General features: G+C 67.5%; 17 protein-coding genes. 10 read left to right on the top strand and 7 right to left on the bottom strand.

The annotated features are described in order from the left end of the window. Positions 1 to 8: 8 nt before the first annotated feature. The 5 genes from accB to gcbA all read right to left on the bottom strand — a co-directional run bounded on the left by accB (position 9) and on the right by gcbA (position 6,704). Positions 9 to 479, bottom strand: a complete 471-nt coding sequence (gene accB / locus PSPA7_RS26585) for an acetyl-CoA carboxylase biotin carboxyl carrier protein (protein WP_003110495.1) — start codon at positions 477 to 479, stop codon at positions 9 to 11. 23 nt (positions 480 to 502) lie between these two features. Beyond that, on the bottom strand, positions 503 to 946 hold the full coding sequence (gene aroQ / locus PSPA7_RS26580; protein ID WP_003095385.1) for a type II 3-dehydroquinate dehydratase: 444 nt from the start codon (positions 944 to 946) through the stop codon (positions 503 to 505). A gap of 143 nt (positions 947 to 1,089) precedes the next feature. Next, positions 1,090 to 2,865: a protein-disulfide reductase DsbD gene (locus PSPA7_RS26575; RefSeq protein WP_012077559.1), complete on the bottom strand. Its 1,776-nt coding sequence runs from the start codon at positions 2,863 to 2,865 to the stop codon at positions 1,090 to 1,092. A 159-nt stretch (positions 2,866 to 3,024) separates the two neighbouring features. Beyond that, positions 3,025 to 4,998 (bottom strand): methyl-accepting chemotaxis protein CtpL, encoded by a 1,974-nt coding sequence (gene ctpL, locus PSPA7_RS33120; protein ID WP_012077558.1) that lies wholly within the window; start codon positions 4,996 to 4,998, stop codon positions 3,025 to 3,027. Between the two features lie 77 nt (positions 4,999 to 5,075). Continuing rightward, positions 5,076 to 6,704 (bottom strand): diguanylate cyclase GcbA, encoded by a 1,629-nt coding sequence (gcbA, locus tag PSPA7_RS26565; RefSeq protein ID WP_012077557.1) that lies wholly within the window; start codon positions 6,702 to 6,704, stop codon positions 5,076 to 5,078. A gap of 351 nt (positions 6,705 to 7,055) precedes the next feature. On the opposite strand from gcbA, the gene PSPA7_RS26560 reads away from it, so the two are divergent. The 5 genes from PSPA7_RS26560 (at position 7,056) to PSPA7_RS32565 (ending at position 11,794) form a co-directional block, all read left to right on the top strand. Then, positions 7,056 to 8,126, top strand: a complete 1,071-nt coding sequence (locus PSPA7_RS26560) for a DUF2333 family protein (RefSeq protein WP_003157498.1) — start codon at positions 7,056 to 7,058, stop codon at positions 8,124 to 8,126. 3 nt (positions 8,127 to 8,129) lie between these two features. After that, on the top strand, positions 8,130 to 8,666 hold the full coding sequence (locus PSPA7_RS26555) for an NUDIX hydrolase (protein WP_012077556.1): 537 nt from the start codon (positions 8,130 to 8,132) through the stop codon (positions 8,664 to 8,666). 204 nt (positions 8,667 to 8,870) lie between these two features. After that, positions 8,871 to 9,242 (top strand): translation initiation factor Sui1, encoded by a 372-nt coding sequence (locus PSPA7_RS26550; RefSeq protein ID WP_003157496.1) that lies wholly within the window; start codon positions 8,871 to 8,873, stop codon positions 9,240 to 9,242. 248 nt (positions 9,243 to 9,490) lie between these two features. Next, entirely contained in the window at positions 9,491 to 11,401 is a 1,911-nt protein-coding gene (gene speA, locus PSPA7_RS26545) for an arginine decarboxylase (protein WP_012077555.1), read from the top strand. Positions 11,402 to 11,623: 222 nt separating this feature from the next. Further along, positions 11,624 to 11,794 (top strand): hypothetical protein, encoded by a 171-nt coding sequence (locus PSPA7_RS32565; protein WP_003157493.1) that lies wholly within the window; start codon positions 11,624 to 11,626, stop codon positions 11,792 to 11,794. Between the two features lie 141 nt (positions 11,795 to 11,935). On the opposite strand, the gene PSPA7_RS26540 is transcribed toward PSPA7_RS32565, so the two are convergent. Continuing rightward, positions 11,936 to 13,090, bottom strand: a complete 1,155-nt coding sequence (locus tag PSPA7_RS26540) for an acetyltransferase domain-containing protein (RefSeq protein ID WP_003157492.1) — start codon at positions 13,088 to 13,090, stop codon at positions 11,936 to 11,938. Between the two features lie 140 nt (positions 13,091 to 13,230). Between PSPA7_RS26540 and cntO the strand changes: the two genes are divergently transcribed. Genes cntO through cntI form a run of 4 tightly spaced genes read left to right on the top strand, consistent with a single transcriptional unit; the run spans position 13,231 to position 18,308 of the window. Then, the gene (cntO, locus tag PSPA7_RS26535; protein ID WP_041025423.1) at positions 13,231 to 15,354 is read left to right on the top strand and encodes a pseudopaline transport outer membrane protein CntO; all 2,124 of its coding nucleotides are present in this window, start codon (positions 13,231 to 13,233) and stop codon (positions 15,352 to 15,354) included. Between the two features lie 28 nt (positions 15,355 to 15,382). Beyond that, on the top strand, positions 15,383 to 16,174 hold the full coding sequence (cntL, locus tag PSPA7_RS26530) for a pseudopaline biosynthesis protein CntL (protein ID WP_012077553.1): 792 nt from the start codon (positions 15,383 to 15,385) through the stop codon (positions 16,172 to 16,174). Continuing rightward, positions 16,171 to 17,472, top strand: coding sequence for an opine metallophore biosynthesis dehydrogenase (locus PSPA7_RS26525; protein ID WP_012077552.1), 1,302 nt, complete (start codon positions 16,171 to 16,173; stop codon positions 17,470 to 17,472). The genes cntL and PSPA7_RS26525 overlap by 4 nt, the downstream gene beginning before the upstream one ends. Next, positions 17,454 to 18,308 carry a pseudopaline transport inner membrane protein CntI gene (gene cntI / locus PSPA7_RS26520; RefSeq protein ID WP_012077551.1) on the top strand — a complete coding sequence of 285 codons (855 nt, stop codon included), beginning with the start codon at positions 17,454 to 17,456 and terminating at the stop codon, positions 18,306 to 18,308. Before PSPA7_RS26525 ends, cntI begins: the two co-directional genes overlap by 19 nt. Before the next feature lie 44 nt (positions 18,309 to 18,352). On the opposite strand, the gene trhA is transcribed toward cntI, so the two are convergent. Beyond that, positions 18,353 to 18,970, bottom strand: a complete 618-nt coding sequence (gene trhA / locus PSPA7_RS26515) for a PAQR family membrane homeostasis protein TrhA (protein WP_003151528.1) — start codon at positions 18,968 to 18,970, stop codon at positions 18,353 to 18,355. Positions 18,971 to 19,190: 220 nt separating this feature from the next. On the opposite strand from trhA, the gene PSPA7_RS26510 reads away from it, so the two are divergent. After that, the gene (locus PSPA7_RS26510) at positions 19,191 to 19,988 is read left to right on the top strand and encodes an SDR family NAD(P)-dependent oxidoreductase (RefSeq protein ID WP_012077550.1); all 798 of its coding nucleotides are present in this window, start codon (positions 19,191 to 19,193) and stop codon (positions 19,986 to 19,988) included. The last annotated feature ends 101 nt before the right edge of the window (positions 19,989 to 20,089 follow it).

Here is a 20,089-nt window from a genome sequence, read left to right as displayed (position 1 = left end):
CCCGCGGCTTAGACGATGGTGAACAGCGGCTGGTCGAACTCAACCGGCTGGCCGTTCTCCACCAGGATCGACTCGATGGTGCCGCTTACTTCGGCTTCGATGTGGTTCATCATCTTCATGGCTTCGACGATGCACAGGATGTCGCCTTTCTTCACGCTCTGGCCGACTTCGACGAAGTTGGCCGAGGTCGGCGAGGCGGCGCGGTAGAAGGTGCCAACCATCGGCGAGCGAACCACGTTGCCGTTCAGCTTCGGCGCGGCCGGGGCGCTTTCCGCGGCCGCGGCGGCCGGAGCGGCGGCTGCCGGTGCCGGCGCGGCGACCGGTGCGGCGAAGGCCGGCGCCTGTGCGTACACCGGCTGGGCGGCGGTCTTGCTGTGACGGCTGATGCGTACCGACTCTTCGCCTTCGCGGATTTCCAGCTCGTCGATACCGGACTCTTCCAGCAGCTCGATCAGTTTCTTGACTTTACGAATGTCCATTAGCGCTAGCACTCCCAGTGAGGTCAGGGGCGTTGAAGTTGTTCAAGGGCGGATTCCAGGGCCAGGCGGTAGCCTGTGGCGCCGAGACCGCAGATCACCCCTACCGCCACGTCGGAGAAGTAGGAGTGATGCCGGAAAGGTTCACGTTTGTGCACGTTCGACAGGTGCACTTCGATGAATGGGATGCTCACCGCAAGCAGCGCGTCACGTAACGCGACGCTGGTATGGGTGAATGCCGCCGGATTGATGATGATGAAGTCCACGCCTTCGTCGCGCGCGGCGTGGATCCGGTCGATCAGTTCGTATTCGGCGTTGCTTTGCAGATGCAGCAGGTGATGGCCGGCTTCGCGGGCGCGGCGCTCGAGGTCCTGGTTGATCTGCCCGAGGGTGGTCGAACCGTAGGTGCCGGGCTCGCGGGTACCCAGCAGGTTCAGGTTCGGCCCGTGCAATACGAGGAGGGTCGCCATTGTCTTGTTGATTGTCCTGTACAGGCTGCAAACGGCAAGCGGGCACTATGCCGGAATTTCCTTATGACTGTCCAGTCACTGTTAGATTGCAGTAGATCGCCGCATGTTGACCGGTAATTGCGGCAGAAGTGTGTCAGCGCATGTCACTGCCGGGTAGCGGCCCGGCGCAGCCGTTCGGCGAGCCCGGCGGCCTCGATCTCTCCGATGACGCGCAAGTCGCTCCATTCGTCACCGCCGGGGGCGAAGAACAGGATCGCCGGCGGCCCGAACAGGTTGTAGCGGTCCAGCAGGCTGCGCTGGGCCGGGTTGCTTTCGGTGATGTCGAAGCGCAGCAGGCGATAGGCCGGCAGTTGTGCCTGCACCGCGGGATCGGTGAGGACCTGGCGCTCGATGACCTTGCAACTGATGCACCAGTCCGCGTACCAGTCCAGCAGCACCGGCTTGCCGGCCTGGCGCGCCTCGGCCAGGGCGGCGTCCAGCTGCGCCGGGGTGGTCAGGTTTCGCCACTCGCCGGGCGTGCTCGGCGGCCCGGCGTGGATCGACGGCACCGAGCGACCCAGCGGGTGGATCGGATCCGACTCGCCCTGCAGGGCGCCGACCCAGGCGGCCACCGCGTAGGTCAGGAACATCAGGCCGAGCAGTTGCAGCAGGCGGCGTCCGGCGCTTTTCGGGGTGAATTCGAGGGCGCCCAGGGCCAGGCCGGCGCCGCCGGCGAGCATGCCCCAGAGCATCAGCGCCACCGGGCCGGACACCACCCGCTCCAGCAGCCACACGGCGACCGCCAGCAACAGCACGCCGAAGGCGTTGCGCACGCCGTTCATCCAGGCTCCGCTCTTGGGCAGCAGGGCGCCGCCGCCGGCGCCGAACACCACCAGCGGCGTACCCATGCCCAGGCCGAGGGCGAACAGTTGCAGACCGCCCCCCCAGGCATCGCCGCTGGCGCTGATATAGAGCAGCGAGGCGGCCAGCGGGGCGGAGACGCAGGGCGAGACCAGCAGGCTGGAAAGCACGCCGAGGGTCGCGGCGCCGAGGATCGAGCCGCCGCGCGCATCGCCGGCCAGGCGGTCGAGCGGCTCGCGGATGAAGCCGGGCAGGCGCAGCTCGAAGAAGCCGAACATGGCCACGGCGAACAGCGCGAAGAACGCCGCGAACGGCACCAGCACCCAGGGCGACTGCAACTGCGCCTGGAGGTTGAGGCTGGCGCCGAACATGCCCATCAGCGCGCCGAGCAGGGCGAAGCAGAGCGCCATCGGCAGCACGTAGGCGAGCGACAGGACGAAGCCGCGACCGCCGCCCGGGCGGCCGCGCAGGACCACTCCGGAGAGGATCGGCAGCATCGGCAGCACGCAGGGGGTGAAGGTCAGGGTCAGGCCGGCGAGGAAGAAGAACAGCAGGCTGCGCTTGCCCTTGTGCTCGAGCGGGCCCTTGCTGGCCGCGTCGTCCGGGGCTGGCGTCGCGGCGCCGCCGTCGATATCGAAGCGCCTGGTTTCCGGGGGATAGCAGAGACCCTTGTCGGCGCAGCCCTGGTAGGTCACCACCAGGGTATAGGGCTGCCGGGCCGGGTTGCTCAGGGGAATCTCCAGGTCGACGATGTCGTAGTAGACCTCGGTATCGCCGAAGTACTCGTCGTGGTGCTGCTTGCCCGCCGGCAACCGCACCTGGCCGAGGCTGACCTGGGCTGGCTCGACCTTGAACTGGAAGCGGTGGCGGTAGAGGTAGTAGCCCTCGGCGTTGACGAAGCGCAGCAGCACGTGCTGCGCGTCGCTGCGCTCGACGCTGGGCTTGAAAGCCTGGTCGACCTTGAGGAAGTCGCCGCCATCGACACTGCCGCCAAGGGTTGCGGAGGGGCGGCTATCGAACAGGCCCGCGCCGGCGGGCAGGGCGACCAGCAGGAGGATCAGGGTCAGCAGGCGGCGCATGGATATCTCGTCGGATCAAAAGCCGGAATGATAGCGGAAAGCCGGGCCCGATCGAGCCCCGTGCGGCTGATCAGGTCCTGCCCCGGTTCCGCTGAACCGAATCCGACCGGTTCGCCGGGAAGCGGTTCCGCCGGCGCCTTGCGGCACGTCGCCGCAGGCTCACAGGCGGAAGGCCTGCACCGTGGTGCGCAGGTCGCCGCCCAGTTGCCGCAGTTGCTCGCCCTGTTCGCGGCTGTGGCCGATCAGGCGCAGGTTTTCCCCGCCCAGGGCGTGGATGCGTTCGCTGTGCGAGCGAATCTCGCCGACCGCCTGGCTCTGCTGGGTCGAGCCTTCGGCGATGCGTTCGGCCATCACGCCGATGGTGTGGATCGCGGCGACCACTTCGTCCAGCGCGCCCTCCGCCGCGCCAGCCTGTTCGGCGGTGCGTTCGGCGTGCTCGACCTGGCTGCGCATGGCCTCCACCGACTGCCGCGCGGCCTGCTGCAGGCGGCCGATGAGCTGCTGGATCTCCTCGGTGGCGCCGGCGGTGCGCTGGGCCAGCGAGCGGACTTCCTCGGCGACCACGGCGAAGCCGCGGCCCTGGTCGCCGGCGCGGGCGGCCTCGATGGCGGCATTGAGGGCGAGCAGGTTGGTCTGTTCGGCGATCGAGCGGATCACCGTCAGCACGCTGCCGATGGTCGCCGACTCCTCGGCCAGGCGTTCGATCGACTGGGCGTTGCCCTGCACCTCGTCGACCAGCTCGCGCAGGCCGCCCAGGCTCTGGCCGATCACCCGCTGGCCGTGTTCCACCGCCTGGCCGGCGCTGCGGCTGGCGTCGGCGGTCTGGCTGGCATCGCCGGCAACCTGCTGGATCGCCGCCTCCATGTCGCCGAGGGCGTCGCGGATCTGCCCGGTATCGCCGGCCTGGCGCTCGACTCCGGCGTGCAGGCCGCTGCTGACCTCGGCCAGGGTCTGGCTGCTGCCGGCGACCTGTTCGGCGCGGCGGTGGATCGCGCCGACCAGCTCGGCAAGGAAGCTGCGCAGGCGGTTCAGCGAGTCTTCCAGGTTGCGCAGGTCTTCGGTGCGGGTACGCAGGGCGATGGGCCGCGAGAAGTCGCCGTCGGCCCAGGCCGAGAGCGCCGGCACCAGTTGCCCGAGCACCCGTGCCAGGCGCCGTTGCAGGCTGTCGATGGCGAGGGCGATGAGCAGGATCAGCACGATCATCCCACCCTGGATCAGGCGCACCTGGCCTTGCAGGCGCTGGCGCTCGCCGCGCACCTGCGGTTCCAGGGTGGCCAGGGCCTGGCGCACCGCATCGAGCCTGGAACCGGTGTCGGCGGACAGTTGCTGGCGCCGTTCGATCAGGTCGCGGGTGCGGCGCAGCTCGTCCGGATAGCGCTGCAGCAGGCTGGCGAGTTCGCGTCGCAGGGTCACGCCGCGGTCTTCGGCATTGCCGGCGCCGGCCTCGGTGTCGCCGGCCAGCCCCATCATGGCGGCGAAGTCGTCGCTGGCCGAGCGCTGCTCGTCGAGCACGCCGAGCAGCGGCAGGGCGTCGATCCGCCCGGCCTGCCCGCGCAGGCTGGCCAGCTCGCGCTCGACGTCGCCGGCCAGCGCCGGGTTGGCGCTTTCCACCAGCTTGGCGCGGGCCAGGCTGAGGCGGGTCAGGTGCAGGCTGGCGAGCAGCAGCGGCGGGCGATAGGCGCCGGCCCGGGGTTGATCCGCCGCGGCCTCCAGGTAAGCGGACCATTGCTCCAGGTTGCCGGCCAGGTCGCGCTCGGCCTGCAGCAACAGGCCCTGCGGGTCGCCGGCGAGCTTGCCGGCGGCGAGCAGCTCGCCGGCGCTGAACCCGCGCAGGTCCGCGAGGCTCGGCGCGAGGGTCCGCGCCAGTTCCGGAGGCAGCTGCGGCAGGGCCTCTTCGAGGTGATCCAGAGCTTGCAGCGCCGCCTGCTGGCGCACGGCGTCGCCGCTGCCGAGGTATTGGCGGATGTTGCGCGCGACCTGTTCGTCGAAGCGCTGCGACAGCTCCAGGTAGCGATCGAGCAGCTGGAACGGACGCTCCATGGCGCGCTGCGACCACCACAGGGTGATTCCCAGGGCGAGGCAGACGGTGAGCAGGAGCAGAGTGTTGAGGTTGGTGAGTTGCTTGAGGCGCATGACGGGTCTCGTCCGACAACGGAACGGCGAGACCGCAGGTTATTTCCGTTCGGTTACCGCGTAATGACAAAGAGCCATTAGCCGGCTCGGGAACGGTACACCTCGATCCGGTTGCGCCCGCCGTGCTTGGCCCGGTACAGCGCCTCGTCGGCCTGCTTGGCCATGCTCTTGATATCGAGGTCCGGGGTCAGCTCGGCGATGCCGCAACTGAAGGTGCAGCGCAGGTCGGCCGGTTGCGCCGGGTAGTGGATCTCGGCGAAGCGCTGGCGAATCTCGTCGAGCACCAGGCGCGCGGCGTCCAGGTCGGTGTCCGGGAGGACCACGGCGAACTCCTCGCCGCCGTAACGGCCGATGTGGTCGGTCTTGCGCAGGCGTTGCTTGAGGAACAGCGCCAGGCCCTTGATCACCCGGTCGCCCATGGGATGGCCGAAACGGTCGTTGACCTGCTTGAAGTGGTCGATGTCGAGCATCGCGAAGCTCAGCGGACGGCCATCGCGGCGCGCGCGCAGGCGGGCATCCTCGAGCAGTTGCAGGGTATGGGTGTGGTTGTACAGGCCGGTCAGGCTGTCGCGCACCATCCGCGCCTTGAGGCTGCGCGCGCGGCTGGCGCGGGTGCGCACGGTGGCGATCAGGTGGCGCGGGCGGATCGGCTTGGTGAGGAAGTCGTCGCCGCCTTCGCTCATGGCGTCCAGTTGCTTGTCCAGGTCGTCCTCGGCGGACAGGTAGATGATCGGCACGCTGACGTGGCGCTCGTGCTGGCGGATCACCTTGGCCAGTTCGGTGCCCAGGCATTCGGGCATGTACATGTCGAGGATGATCAGGTCGGGCTGGAACTCGCTCAGCTCGGCCATCACCGACAGCGGCTCGGTGAGCGCGCGGGTGATGATCCCGGCGCTGTTGAGGATCATCTCGGTGTGCAGCGCCTGGGCCCGGGAGTCGTCGACGATCAGCACCCGGTACGGCTCGTAGAAGCTCAGGCGGCTGAGGGTCTCGATCTTTTCCAGCACGCTGGAGGCGTCCAGGGTTCCGGTGAAGAACTCCTGGCCGCCGGCGCGGGCCGCGGCCAGGCGGGTGGGGGTGTCGGTCTCGCTGTCGCTGAAGAACAGCACCGGCAGCTTGTGTTCGAGACCGGCCTGGGCTTCGCTGGCCAGTTGCAGGCCCATGGCGGGGCCGGCGAAGTCGACTTCCATGACGATCGCCGCCGGGTAGCGCTCGCGCATGCTGCCGCGGAAGCCTTCGGCGGTCTCGCAGGTCAGTGCCTGCAGGCCGAAGAACTCCAGTTGCTGGGCCAGGCGTCCGGCGCGCTCGCGATCCTTCAGGGCCAGGTAGACCGGCTTGCGCAGCGGCGGCAGGACGGTGTGCTCGAGCTGGTCGCCATGTCGCAGGCCGGTGCGCGACAGACGCTGCATCAATTGGTTGAGTTCGCTGATCGACTCGCTGGAGAGTCGGCCGCGGTTGGCTTCCACCATGTCCAGAGTACGGTCGATGGCGCCGGCCAGCTGGGCATGCTCGGCCTGCTCGAAGCGTTCGGCGTAGCGCCGCAGGCGCAGGGTGGCATCGGAAAGTTCTTCCATCCCGTCGCTGTTCCACTCCGCGCGGGTCAGGCGTTGCCAGACCTCCAGAACCTGCCGGGCCTGATGGATCACTCGCTGGGCGAAGTGGTGCTTCAGGCGGTCCAGGGTCGGGTCATCGTGCTCGGTCATCATGACGCGCTTCTTTCGTGGTCTTCGCGGCAGAGCGTCGCTGCGAATGATAGCTCTATGCTATCACCTATCGCCATGAAAGCCAGCGGCCGTTGGGCGGCTGACGAGAGGAGCCTTTTCTTTTCCAAATGTCATCCCCACCTGTTGGTGGGTGCCTTTGTGCGACGGACTACGGCATGCTTATGCCTGTTTCGGAAAATTCTCACTGAGCATTCCGGCACAAAACCGGCTTCCACTACGCTGAAAGCCGACGACGCCGAGGTTTCGGCGTCCTGGAAGGGTTGGCGCTTGGCACGGAACGCGTTCGCCATGGTCCAATCCCCCATCTATCGAGCTGTTTTAAGGACCCTTGCCATGCTGGACTGGAAGAAGCGTCGTGGGACCATGCGCGATCGCGTGGACAATTCCGTGGATGATGTACGTACCTACTTCGGCGGCCCCTGGCTGGTGCGCGTGGTAGGAGGCCTGCTGGGCGTCTACCTGCTGGTGGCGATGCTGGTCGGCTGGTACTGGAGCCAGGAACCCGACCTGTTCCCCGTGCAGCAGGACGCCCAGGCCGCCGCCGAGCGCGCCGGCCGGCAGATGGTCACCGGCTACACCACGGTGGAGACCCTCAAGGAAGTGGTCGACACCCTGCTGACCAAGCCGGGCGGCTACATCTCCAACGACATCTTCCCGCCGGGCATCTGGATGGACAACATGCCCAGCTGGGAATACGGCGTGCTGGTCCAGGTCCGCGACATCAGCCGCGCCCTGCGCAAGGACTTCGCCCGCTCGCAGTCGCAGTCCACCGAGGACGCCGACCTGGCCCGCGCCGAGCCGCGCTTCAACTTCGACAACAAGAGCTGGGCGCTGCCGGCGTCCGAGTCGGAGTACCAGGAAGGCATCAAGTCGCTGGACCGCTACCTGGCCCGGCTGTCCGACCCGAACCAGCCGAACGCGCAGTTCTACGCGCGCGCCGACAACCTGAACAACTGGCTGGGCGACGTCGCCACCCGCCTGGGCTCTCTCTCCCAGCGACTGTCGGCGAGCGTCGGCCGGGTCAAGCTGAACACCAACATCAAGAACCCCGACGAGGTACAGCCGGGCGAGGCGCCGAAGGTCGAGGAGGTGGTCCAGGAAACTCCCTGGCTGCAGATCGACAACGTCTTCTACGAGGCCCGTGGCCAGGCCTGGGCGCTGTCGCACCTGCTGCGCGCCATCGAGGTCGACTTCGCCGACGTGCTGGCGAAGAAGAACGCCACGGTCAGCGTGCGGCAGATCATCCGCGAACTGGAGGCGGCGCAGGAGCCGCTGTGGAGCCCGATGGTGCTGAATGGCAGCGGCTACGGCATCCTGGCCAACCACTCGCTGGTGATGGCCAACTACATTTCCCGCGCCAACGCCGCGGTGATCGACCTGCGCCAGCTGCTCTCCCAGGGCTGACCGATGGCCGCGCCGATCAGTGCCGAGGAGGTGGCCCACCGGGCCGCCTCCGACGCCGAACTCATCGCCTGGGTCGACGAGCAGGACCGCCCGCTCGGCAGCCTGCCGCGCGCCGAACTGCGCACGCGCGGACTGATCGGCCGCGGCACCTTCATCCTGCTGTTCAACTCCGCCGGCGAGCTGTGCGTGCAGCGCCGGACCCTGAGCAAGGCGGTCTATCCCGGCCACTGGGATCTCGCCGCCGGCGGCATGGTGCAGGCCGGCGAGGCCTACGCAGAGTCCGCCGCGCGCGAACTGGAGGAAGAACTGGGCATCCGCGACGTGCCCCTGCGCGAGCACGGCCGCTTCCTCTTCGACGAACCGGGCAACCGCCTCTGGTGCGTGGTCTATTCCGCGGTTTCCGACGCACCCTTGCGCCTGCAACCCGAGGAAATCTCCGAAGCCCGTTTCATCCGCCCCGAACGGGCGCTGGAAGAGGCGCGCAGCCTGCCGTACTGCCCCGACTCCCTGCGCGCGTTGCGCCTGTACCTGGATGCCTGAGCCGGCGATGTCGCCATTTCACCGATCAATGGCGCATTTTCGCTCTTAGCATTTGCCCGCAATGCTGCTAAATTGCGCGACCTTTTCGGGGCGGTCCCCATACCGCCCCTGCGCAGCCCCTGCCTGAGTGGGGCGTCGCGGTCGGCTCCCGCCGGCCATCGTTGTTGACCTGGCCCGTCGAGGCCATTCTGGGGGAAACGCCCGGTGGTCAAGAAAGCTTCGTCCCTGTCCGCCCTCGGCGGGCTGGTGTATTCCACGGATGGCGGCCGGCATTGCCCGGACTGCCAGCAGCCCAAAGACGCCTGCATCTGCGGGCAGGCCGTAGCGCCTGTCGGCGACGGGATCGCGCGCGTGCGCCGCGAGACCAAGGGCCGCGGCGGCAAGACGGTGACCACCATCAGTGGCCTGCCGCTCGCCGGCGACGCGCTGAAGGAACTGGCCAGCGCGCTGAAGCGACGCTGCGGCACCGGCGGCAGCCTCAAGGACGGCGTGGTGGAAATCCAGGGCGAGCATGTCGACCTGCTGATCGACGAACTCCTCAAGCGCGGCTTCAAGGCGAAGAAATCCGGCGGCTGACCGCGTTCTCCCCTGCAGAGAGCGGGCAGGTCCGGCATCGTCGATGCCGCGCCAGCCCTTTCCCTAGATGGGAGACCGCGGATACCCGCCCGAGCGGATTTCCTCGGCTTTCCTAAACTACCGCCCAGTGTGGCGGTCAACACGGCAACGTCACATCCCCCGGCTAGCCTCCACCACAGGCGCGCCGGCCCAGGGCCGTCCGGAGATCCCGGCGCCCGCCGACCCCGACATTGAGGAGATCACCGCGCATGGCCGCCCGACGGACTCGCAAAGACGATGGCAGCAACTGGACCGTGGCCGACAGCCGCGGCGTATACGGCATCCGCCACTGGGGGGCGGGTTATTTCGCCATCAACGATGGCGGCAACGTCGAAGTGCGTCCGCAGGGGGCCGATTCGACGCCCATCGATCTCTACGAGCTGGTCGGCCAGTTGCGCGAGGCGGGCCTGAGCCTGCCGCTGCTGGTGCGCTTCCCGGATATCCTGCAGGACCGCGTGCGCAAGCTCACCGGCGCCTTCGACGCGAACATCCAGCGCCTGGAGTACCAGAGCCGCTACACCGCGCTGTATCCGATCAAGGTCAACCAGCAGGAAGCGGTGGTGGAGAACATCATCGCCACCGAGAACGTCTCCATCGGCCTGGAAGCCGGTTCCAAGCCGGAGCTGATGGCGGTACTGGCGCTGGCGCCGAAGGGCGGCACCATCGTCTGCAACGGCTACAAGGACCGCGAGTTCATCAGGCTGGCGCTGATGGGGCAGAAGCTCGGGCACAACGTGTTCATCGTGATCGAGAAGGAGTCCGAGGTGCAGCTGGTGATCGAGGAGGCCGCCACCGTCGGCGTGCAGCCCCAGGTCGGCCTGCGCGTGCGGCTGTCCTCGCTGGCTTCGTCGAAGTGGGCCGATACCGGTGGCGAGAAGGCCAAGTTCGGCCTCTCCGCCGCGCAATTGCTGTCGGTGGTCGAGCGCTTCCGCAAGGCCGGTCTCGACCAGGGCGTGCGCCTGCTGCACTTCCACATGGGCTCGCAGATCGCCAACCTGGCCGACTACCAGCACGGCTTCAAGGAAGCCATCCGCTATTATGGCGAGCTGCGCGCGCTCGGCCTGCCGGTCGACCACATCGATGTCGGCGGCGGCCTCGGCGTGGACTACGACGGCACCCACTCGCGCAATGCCAGTTCGATCAACTACGACATCGACGACTATGCCGGCGTGGTGGTGGGCATGCTCAAGGAGTTCTGCGATGCCCAGGGCCTGCCGCATCCGCACATCTTCTCCGAGAGTGGCCGCGCGCTGACCGCGCACCACGCGGTGCTGATCACCCAGGTTACCGACGTCGAGCGGCATATCGACGATGTGCCGAAGATCGCCGGGCTCGACGAGCAGCCGGAGATCGTCCGCTGGCTGGCCGAACTGCTCGGCCCGACCGATGCCGAGATGGTCACCGAGACCTACTGGCGCGCCACACACTACATCGGCGACGCCGCCGCGCAGTATGCCGACGGCAAGATCAGCCTGGCCCAGAAGGCGCTCGCCGAGCAGTGCTACTTCGCTATCTGCCGGCGCCTGCATAACCAGCTCAAGGCCCGCCAGCGCTCCCACCGGCAGGTGCTCGACGAACTCAACGACAAGCTCGCCGACAAGTACATCTGCAACTTCTCGGTATTCCAGAGCCTGCCGGACACCTGGGCCATCGGCCAGGTGCTGCCGATCCTGCCCCTGCATCGTCTGGGCGAGGAGCCGGATCGGCGCGCGGTACTGCAGGACCTGACCTGCGACTCCGACGGCAAGATCACCCAGTACGTCGACGAGCAGAGCATCGAGACCAGCCTGCCGGTGCACGAGGTGAAGGAGGGCGAGGACTACCTGATCGGGGTGTTCCTGGTCGGCGCCTACCAGGAGATCCTCGGCGACATGCACAACCTGTTCGGCGACACCGACTCGGTGAACGTCTACCAGCGCGCCGACGGCGGCGTCTACCACGCCGGCATCGAGACCCACGACACCATCGAGGACATGCTGCGTTACGTGCACCTGTCACCGGAGGAGCTGATGACCCTCTATCGCGACAAGGTCGCCGGGGCCAAGCTCACCGCCCGCGAGCGCAACCAGTACCTGGATGCGTTGCGCCTCGGGCTTACCCGTTCGGCCTACCTGTCCTGAGCGGGTAGCCCGTCCGCGACGGGAGCGAACGAAACGGTGGCCGGCGGGCGCGCGATGCTCCCGCCGGCCATTTCGTTCCAGGTGGGGCTAGTAGGATTCTGCTGGTTGTGTGGGAAACCTCCGTAACCCTCCATTTCCTGCTTCGCCCAGCGGCATGCCGCCGGGAATTTGCTCAGTATCCGGGAGCCAGATCGTCCTGGCGTCCCTACAAGGAAAGCGAACATGAGCAAAGTTCCACTCGGCACCAAGGCAAAGACCGGCGAGAAATGCCCGGAAAGCGGCGTTTGGCGCTCCGGCGATACACCGTCGACCACCGCGCCGATCGCCCGCGGCAACACCATGCCGCCGCACAACGGCAAAGCGGTTGTCTGGAGCCTGATCCAGTACGCCTGAGGCGCTGCGGCCGCCTTGGCGCGAAGCGCGCTGAGGGGGATTTCCCGGTGACTCCGCTCCACCCCTCTCCCGCTTGCGGGAGAGGGGTGTGGGCAGCTTTCCGCACGGGGCTCTCCGAAATCCTCCTGGCTGCCTCGCGCCTCAGAAGTACTTCAACCAGGCGATATCCCGCCGTCGCGCCTTCACGCCGGCGAACCAGCGCACCGCCGGGTACAGCGCCCCTGCCAGCAGGACGCTGCAGAGCCAGAGCGCCGCCACCGAGGAAAAGCCGAAGTAGGCGCCCTGGTTGGCGCCCCAGATGCCCAGCGCCAGCAGATAGAGCAGCTTCAGCACGTAGAGATGCAGCAGGTAGAAGAACATCGGCGCCGCGCCGAAGACCGTCAGCACCTTGCCGGGCCCTTGCCGGTCCAGACGCTCGAACCGGGCCAGGAGCAGCAGGCCGGTGCCCAGGGTGAGGGCGAGGAAGAGCAGCGACGGCGGATACTTGGTGATGTTGAAGAAGCCCATCAGGGTGGTGACGGCCGTTTCCCCGAGAGTCCAGGGCTGTTCCCCGTAGCCGTTGAGCAGGCGCAGCAGGAGGAAGCCGAGCAGCAGGCCGGCGCCGCTCGCCAGCAGGTAGCGGCGCCGGCTGGCGGCAGGCGTGGCGCTGGCGAACCAGGGGCCGGCGGCGTAGCCCAGGGCGATCACCCCGATCCATGGCAGCAGGGGATAGGAAGTGCGCAGGCGCAGGGCGTCGCCGGCTTCGATCCAGCCACGGTCGTGGAGCACCGCCCAGGGCAGGTGCCAGGAAGAGCCGGGCGCGAAGTGGATGGGGTCGAGCAGGTTGTGCCCGGCCACCAGCAGCACGCCGAGCCCAGCCAGCATCGGGCGCGGCAGCCAGAGCAGGGCGGCCAGGGCGAGCATGCTCAGGCCGATCGCCCAGATTACCTGGAGGTAGATCACCGTCGGCGGCAACTGGAAGGTCCAGGCGAAGTTCACCAGCGTCAGTTCCAGCGCGACCAGGAACAATCCGCGCTTGAACAGGAATGCCGAGACCGCCTGGCGTCCCTGGTGTTTCTCGCCGTAGAGGAATGCCGACAGGCCAGTGAGGAAGACGAATACCGGCGCGCACAGGTGCGCCAGGGTGCGGCTGAGGAACAACGCCGGCTCGGTGCTGGCGACGTCCATGGGGTCACCGACCTGGCGATGCAGGAAGAAAGTCTCGCGGACATGGTCGAGCAGCATGAACAGCATTACCAGGCCGCGCAGGGCGTCGATGCTGTGCAGGCGGCCGGAGGGCGAAAAGGCGTTGGGCATGGCGGGGCTGGCTGCGGCAAGGGTGGATGGGCGTCACAAGCCGTTGAAGAGCGGCGGGTTGGAAGCGGTCATTGTATTGCGACAGGATAATCTAGCTGATAGCGTTATAGTATATCATTTCTTTTCTGGTGCGATTTCCCATGAGAGTCAGTGTGTCGCTTGTCCTCGGTGTCGGCCTCGGTTGCAGCAGTCCGGCGCTCTGGGCGGAAACCGAAAGCCCCGCGGAGCTGGAAGTCCTCACGGTCACCGCCGAGGCAGAGCGCGCGGAGGGCCCGGTGCAGGGCTACCGGGCCAATCGCTCGGCCAGCGCCACGCGTACCGACACCCGTATCGAGGACATCCCGCAGGCCATCAGTGTAGTGCCGCGCCAGGTGCTCGACGACCTCGACAGCAGCCGCATCGAACGGGCGCTGGACTTCGCGGGCGGGGTGTCGCGGCAGAACAACTTCGGCGGCCTGACGATGTTCGAGTACAACGTCCGTGGCTTCACCACCTCGGAGTTCTACCGCGACGGTTTCAGTGCCAACCGTGGCTACATGAACGCGCCGGACAGCGCCACCATCGAGCGCGTCGAAATCCTCAAGGGACCGGCCTCCAGCCTCTACGGACGCGGCGACCCCGGCGGCACGGTGAACCTGGTGACCAAGAAGCCACAGGCCGAGCGCTTCGCCCGTTTCCATGCCAGCGCCGGCAGCTGGGACCGCTATCGCTCGACCCTGGACCTGAACACGCCGCTGGACGACGAGGGCGACCTGCTCTACCGGATGAACCTGGCGGTGGAGGACAGCAAGGGCTTCCGCGACCATGCCGAAGGTCAGCGCGTGCTGGTGGCGCCGTCGTTCAGCTGGCAGTTGAATCCGGATACCTCGCTGCTGGTGGAGGCCGAGGTGGTGCGCAATCGCCAGGTCTTCGACCGTGGCACGGTGGCGCCGCACAACCACCTGGGCAGCCTGCCGCGCTCGCGCTTCTTCGGCGAACCGGACGATGGCAAGATCGACAACGACAACGAAACCCTCCAGGCCACCCTGCGCCACCACTTCAACGAGCAATGGAGCCTGCGCCTGGCCAGCCACTACAAGCATGGCCACCTGGACGGCTACGCCTCGGAGAACTCCAGCCTCGCCGCCGACGGCTATACCCTGCGCCGCGAGTACCGCTACCGCGACTTCGAGTGGCACGACAGCATCACCCAGCTCGACCTGCTCGGCGACCTCCATACCGGCTCGATCCGCCACCAGTTGCTGATGGGCCTGGAGTACGAGCGCTACCACAACGACGAGCTGATCCTGCGCAGCATCCCCTCGCGCAACCCCTATGCCATCGACATCCGCCGGCCGGTCTACGGCCAGCCGAAGCCGCCGTTCGGCCGCGACGACCGCAACCACGAGGAGGTCGACGCGATGGCCCTCAACCTGCAGGACCAGATCGAGTTCAGCGAGAAGTGGCGCGGCCTGCTCGGCGTGCGCTTCGACCGCTACCGCCAGGACATGAACGCTACCCGCCTCAACAACGGCAACTTCCGCGACACCAGCTCGCAGCAGACCCAGCGTGCCACCACCCCGCGCATCGGCGTGCTGTACCAGGCGACCGCGGAAATCGGCCTGTTCGCCAACGCCTCGAAGTCGTTCAAGCCCAACGGCGGCACCGATGTGGCCGGCAAGGCCTTCGACCCGGAGGAGGGCCGCGGCTACGAGGCGGGAGTGAAGCTCGACCTGCTCGACGGCCGGCTGGGCATGACCCTTGCCGCGTTCCACCTGAAAAAGAAGAACGTGCTCACCGCCGATCCGGACAACCCCGGCTACCAGCAGACCGCCGGCGAGGCGCGCAGCCAGGGTTTCGATCTGCAGTTCAGCGGCCAGCTCACCGACCAGGTGCGGCTGATCGGCGCCTACGCCTACATCGACGCCGAGGTGACCAAGGACGAGAACCTCGCCCGCGGCAGCCGCCTGCTCAACGTGCCGAAGCACAGCGGCAGCCTGATGGGCGTCTACGAATTCCCCGACGGCTGGCTGCGCGGTGCCGACGCCGGCGCGGCGGTCAACTACGTCGGCGAGCGCGCCGGGGACAGCAACGGCGGCTTCGAACTGCCGGCCTACACCACCGTCGACCTGCTCGCGCACTATCCGCTGGCGAGCAATGCCACCCTCGGGGTGAACTTCAACAACATCTTCGATCGCCGCTACTACGAACGTTCCTACAACAACGTCTGGGTCGCCCCCGGCGAGCCGCGCAACCTGTCCATGAGCCTGACCCTGAACTACTGACCCTTTTCCGCTGCCAGGAAGCCTCGCCATGCAAGGACGCCCACCGTTGCTGGAAACCCTCCGCGAACTGGAGTGCGAGATCCGCCTGCTCACCGGCTATGCCCGCGAATGCTGTGGCTGCTACGAGATCCTCAGGCGCAAGCTCGACCGCCTCAGCGGACTGATCGGGGAGGATTGCAGCCGGGCGCAGTGGCAGGCCGATTCGGACGATCCTGCATTGCAGGCGCTCGGCCTGCGCCTGCGCGACGCGGCGGTGCAGGCCCTGTGCGAACTGGAGAAGCACCTTTGCCAGGGCGCGCTGCATGAACCCGGCGAGATGGGCCGCTACCTGGGCGGCCTGCTGGAATCCATCCGCGGCGAACTCGACAGCGCCGGGATAGATGCCGATGCACGGGTCCTGTTCGTCGGCTCGGGGGCCCTGCCGACGTCGGCCCTGGTGCTGGCGCGCGAGGTCGGCGCGCATTTGTGCTGCCTGGACATCGACGAGGAGGCCCTGGGGTGTGCCCGCGAGATCGCGCGCTGCCAGGGGCTGGAGGCCCGCATGCAGTTTTCCTCGCTGCCGCCGGCGGAACTGGCGTTTTCCCGCGATGCCACGCATTTCCTGATCGCTTCGCTGGTGCAGCAGAAAAGCGCGGTACTGGCGCAGATCCGCCAGGTCATGCGCGCCGACGCCAAGGTACTGTTGCGTCACGGCAGCGGCATCAAGGGTCTGTTCAACTACCCGGTGGAACCGGCCGAGCTCGAGGGCTGGCGGGTTTGCGCGGAGCGGGTCAGCCAGCCGCTGTACGACACCCTGATCCTGGAGAAGTCCGGTCGATGAACGCCGATGATGGGAGCCTGGGTAATGTCCTGTTGGTCGGTCTGGGCGCGGTGGCGATCCAGGTCGCGCTGGACCTGCGCCGGCATGGCGTCGGCCGCCTGGCCGCGCTGAACCATCCCGGCCAGCGCAGCCAGCGGATCGCCGCGGCCCTGGCGCGCGGCGCCTGCCTGCAACTGGAAGGGCAGGGGCAACTCCGCGGGCTGTCCGGCAACGTGGCGCTGGACGCCTTCTACCAGCGGCCCGACGAACTGCAGGACGAATGGCAGACCCTGGTGTTCTGCGTGCCGGCCGACAGCTACCTGGAGGTGGTCCGGCAACTGCCTTGGGAGCGACTCGGGCGGGTCCGCGCGCTGGTGCTGATGTCGGCCTTCATCGGCGCCAACCTGTTGGTGCGCAGCGCCCTGCCGGCGGGGTGCCAGGCGACCGTGCTGAGCCTGTCCAGCTATTACGCGGCGACCAAGGTGATCGACGAGACACAGCCGCTGCGGGCCCTGACCAAGGCGCTCAAGCGCAGGGTCTACCTGGGCTCCAGCCGGCAGCGCTGCCCGGCCCGGGAGACCTGGCGGCGGGTCCTGGGCGGTAGCGGGGTGGAGGTGGTGCCCCTGGCGTCCCCGGAAGCGGCGGAGGGCCGCAACATCACCACCTATGTACACAGCCCGTTGTTCCTCGGCGAGTTCGCCCTCGAACGGGTGTTCTCCCGGCAGGGACCGCCGGGCTTCATGTACAAGCTCTATCCGGAAGGCCCGATCACCCCGGCGGCCATCGGCGCCATGCGGCGCCTTTGGTGCGAACTGAGCGAACTGTTGCGGCGGATGGGCGCCGAGCCGCTGAACCTGCTGCGGTTCCTCAACGACGACAACTACCCGGTGCACGAGACGATGCTGCCGCGCGCGGCCATCGATGGCTTCGTCGAGTCCGACGCGCAGCGCCAGGAATACCTGCTGTTCGTGCGCTACGCGGCATTGCTGGTCGATCCTTTTTCGCCGGCCGACGAGCAGGGTCGCCACTTCGACTTTTCCGCCGTGCCGTTCCGCCGCGTCTACCGCGACGAAGCGGGACTCTGGCGGCTCCCGCGGGTGCCGCTGGAGGACTACCGCAAGCTGGCGCTGATCGTCGCGCTGGCCGCCCACTTCGACCTGGCCATGCCGCAGGCGCGCAGCCTGCTGGCGAGCTACGAGAACGCCGTGTCCCGATTCATCGATTGCCAAGGAGCGAGCCAGTGCCATCCAAGCCTGTATCCGATCGACAGCCGTCCGGCGGCGGACGCCATCTACCGCCAATGGTGCTCGACCTGCTGAAGAGTGGGGTGTTGCTGGCGGTGCTGGCCTCCTTCACCTTCAGCGTGATGAACGCGTTGGTCAAGGAAGCCAGCGCCACCCTGCCGGCCGCCGAGATCGTGTTCTTCCGCAGTGCCATCGGCACACTGCTGATCTACCTGCTGATGCGCCAGGCCGGCGTGAGCCTGTCGCGCCAGGGTGTGCCAATGCTGCTGGTGCGCGGGGTGATGGGGGCGCTCTACCTGGTCTGCTATTTCTACGCCATCGCCCACATCCCGCTGGCGGATGCGAGCATCCTGGCGCATATGTCGCCGTTCTTCGTCATCCTGTTCTCCGCGCTGTTCCTCGGCGAGCGGATTCCGCCGGCAGTCTATGGACTGCTGCTGGTAGTGGTGCTCGGCGCATTGATGATCGTCAAGCCGTTCAGCTATTCCAGCTATTCGGTGTACGCGGCGATCGGCTTGCTCAGCGCGGTGTTCGCCGCCGGCGCCTCGGTGGCGATCCGGCAACTGAGCGCCCGCCACCATACCTACGAAATCGTCTTCTACTTCCTGGCAGTGGCGACCCTGGTGGCGATCCCGCTGATGTGGAACGACTTCGTGGTGCCGGCGACGTTGCGCGAGTGGGGACTGCTGCTGGCCATCGGGGTGGTCTCGCTGCTCGGCCAGGTGTTCCTCACCCGCGCTTTCAGCCATGAAAGCGCAACTATCGTCGCGGTGACTCGCTACATCGGCATCGTCTTCAACGCCGGCTGGGGCTGGCTGTTCTGGAGTGAAGTGCCGGACGGGCTGACCATCGCCGGCGGCGTGCTGATCGTGGTGGCCTGTATCGCCCTGTCGCGGGTGAAGAAGGGCTGATTGCCGGGGGCGCCTGCCGCGCACGGGAACGTGTTGGGCGCGATCTAGAGCACGTAGCGCCAGATCGCCACGAAATGCAGCAGGCTGCCGGCGATCACGAACAGGTGCCAGATACCGTGCCAGTGGCGGAAGCGGTGATCGTAGGCGTAGAAGACGATGCCCACGGTGTAGAGCACGCCGCCGGCCGCCAGCCAGGTGAAGCCGGCGCTGCCGAGGGCGGCGAGCAGCGGTTTCACCGCGATCAGCACGATCCAGCCCATCACCGCGTAGATCACCACCGACAATACCCGCGCCTCGGAGCGCGGCTTGATCTCCTGGAGCATGCCGAGCAGCGCCAGGCCCCAGACGATGCCGAACAGGGTCCAGCCCCAGGGGCCGCGCAGGGTGACCAGGCAGAACGGGGTATAGGTGCCGGCGATCAGCAGGTAGATCGACAGGTGGTCGAGCTTGCGCATCACCACCTTCGCCCGCCCGCGCACGCTGTGGTAGGCGGTGGAAATGCTGTAGAGCAGGGTCAGGGTGACGCCGTAGACGCTGACGCCGACGATCTTCCACGGACTGCCGTTGAGGCTTGCCAGGACCGTCAGCCAGACGGCGCCGGAGCAGGCGGCGACCGCACCGACCAGGTGGGTCCAGGCGTTGAGTCTTTCACCGTGATACATGACGCATGATCCTCCCGCGATGAGCGAAACCATCTTAGGGCAAGTGGGGGCCGGAGTGTCCCGACCTTTTATTGGCATTTTCCGTGACGGCTGTATGAAGGTTCCCCGGGCCTGACCGAGACGGGAACGCTTGACGAAAAATATGTCGATCATAATATTATATTTGTCATACTTCCGCGCCAGCCTGTCGCGGCATATCGCCCCAACGGAGACTAACTTGATGAACGAGAAGATCGGCCAGGGCGTCGCCCTGATCACCGGCGCCTCCTCCGGGATCGGCGCGACCTATGCCGAACGCCTGGCGCGTCGCGGCCACGACCTGCTGCTGGTGGCGCGCGACCAGCTGCGCCTGGAAGATCTCGCCGAGCGCCTGCGCGCGACGCATGGGGTCAGGGTGGAGATCCTGCGGGCGGACCTCACCGAACGCGACGAGGTGCTGCGCGTGGAGCGACGCCTGCGTGAGGATGCCTCGATCCGCCTGCTGGTGAATAACGCCGGGGTGGCGATGAACGGTTCGCTGGCGGATGCCGACATGGCCCGGGTGGAACGGATGATCGCCCTCAACGTGGTCGCCCTGACCCGCCTGGCGGCTGGCGCCGCGGACGGTTTCGCCCGCCGTGGCGGCGGCGCGATCGTCAACCTCGGCTCGGTGGTGGCGCTGGCGCCGGAGCTGTTCAACGCCGTCTACAGCGCCACCAAGGCCTACGTGCTGGGCCTGAGCCAGTCCCTGCAGCATGAGCTAGCCGGTAGCGGGGTGTACGTCCAGGCGGTGTTGCCCGGCGTCACCCGCACGGAGATCTGGGAGCGCAGCGGGAGCGGAACCGCCGGCATTCCCGCGGAGATGGTGATGGAGGTCGGGGACCTGGTGGACGCGGCGCTGGTCGGCTTCGACCGGGGCGAAGCGGTGACCATCCCGTCGCTGCCGGACGCGGCGGACTGGCAGGCGCTGATGAGCGCGCGGGCGAAGCTCGGGCCGAACCTGTCGCGGCGGCGGCCGGCGGAGCGCTACCTGGGCTGAGTGGCAGGTGCCGCAGCGGCCTGTCGCACTTTGACGAGAGGGGAGAACGGCCGGGCGTGGGCAAGCCCGGTTGCTGCCGCTTGCATCGAGAGGGCGAATGA

The organism is Pseudomonas paraeruginosa PA7, from assembly GCF_000017205.1.
In the GTDB taxonomy this organism is placed as follows: Bacteria; Pseudomonadota; Gammaproteobacteria; order Pseudomonadales; family Pseudomonadaceae; genus Pseudomonas; species Pseudomonas paraeruginosa.
This window is presented reverse-complemented; position numbering and strand designations above follow the sequence as displayed.

What these genes read in the sequence shown, in the direction of transcription:
- accB (WP_003110495.1), bottom strand. Translation starts at nt 479, where the DNA reads ATGGACATTCGTAAAGTCAAGAAACTGATCGAGCTGCTGGAAGAGTCC.
- aroQ (WP_003095385.1), bottom strand. Translation starts at nt 946, where the DNA reads ATGGCGACCCTCCTCGTATTGCACGGGCCGAACCTGAACCTGCTGGGT.
- PSPA7_RS26575 (WP_012077559.1), bottom strand. Translation starts at nt 2,865, where the DNA reads ATGCGCCGCCTGCTGACCCTGATCCTCCTGCTGGTCGCCCTGCCCGCC.
- ctpL (WP_012077558.1), bottom strand. Translation starts at nt 4,998, where the DNA reads ATGCGCCTCAAGCAACTCACCAACCTCAACACTCTGCTCCTGCTCACC.
- gcbA (WP_012077557.1), bottom strand. Translation starts at nt 6,704, where the DNA reads ATGATGACCGAGCACGATGACCCGACCCTGGACCGCCTGAAGCACCAC.
- PSPA7_RS26560 (WP_003157498.1), top strand. Translation starts at nt 7,056, where the DNA reads ATGCTGGACTGGAAGAAGCGTCGTGGGACCATGCGCGATCGCGTGGAC.
- PSPA7_RS26555 (WP_012077556.1), top strand. Translation starts at nt 8,130, where the DNA reads ATGGCCGCGCCGATCAGTGCCGAGGAGGTGGCCCACCGGGCCGCCTCC.
- speA (WP_012077555.1), top strand. Translation starts at nt 9,491, where the DNA reads ATGGCCGCCCGACGGACTCGCAAAGACGATGGCAGCAACTGGACCGTG.
- PSPA7_RS32565 (WP_003157493.1), top strand. Translation starts at nt 11,624, where the DNA reads ATGAGCAAAGTTCCACTCGGCACCAAGGCAAAGACCGGCGAGAAATGC.
- PSPA7_RS26540 (WP_003157492.1), bottom strand. Translation starts at nt 13,090, where the DNA reads ATGCCCAACGCCTTTTCGCCCTCCGGCCGCCTGCACAGCATCGACGCC.
- cntO (WP_041025423.1), top strand. Translation starts at nt 13,231, where the DNA reads ATGAGAGTCAGTGTGTCGCTTGTCCTCGGTGTCGGCCTCGGTTGCAGC.
- cntL (WP_012077553.1), top strand. Translation starts at nt 15,383, where the DNA reads ATGCAAGGACGCCCACCGTTGCTGGAAACCCTCCGCGAACTGGAGTGC.
- PSPA7_RS26525 (WP_012077552.1), top strand. Translation starts at nt 16,171, where the DNA reads ATGAACGCCGATGATGGGAGCCTGGGTAATGTCCTGTTGGTCGGTCTG.
- cntI (WP_012077551.1), top strand. Translation starts at nt 17,454, where the DNA reads ATGGTGCTCGACCTGCTGAAGAGTGGGGTGTTGCTGGCGGTGCTGGCC.
- trhA (WP_003151528.1), bottom strand. Translation starts at nt 18,970, where the DNA reads ATGTATCACGGTGAAAGACTCAACGCCTGGACCCACCTGGTCGGTGCG.
- PSPA7_RS26510 (WP_012077550.1), top strand. Translation starts at nt 19,191, where the DNA reads ATGAACGAGAAGATCGGCCAGGGCGTCGCCCTGATCACCGGCGCCTCC.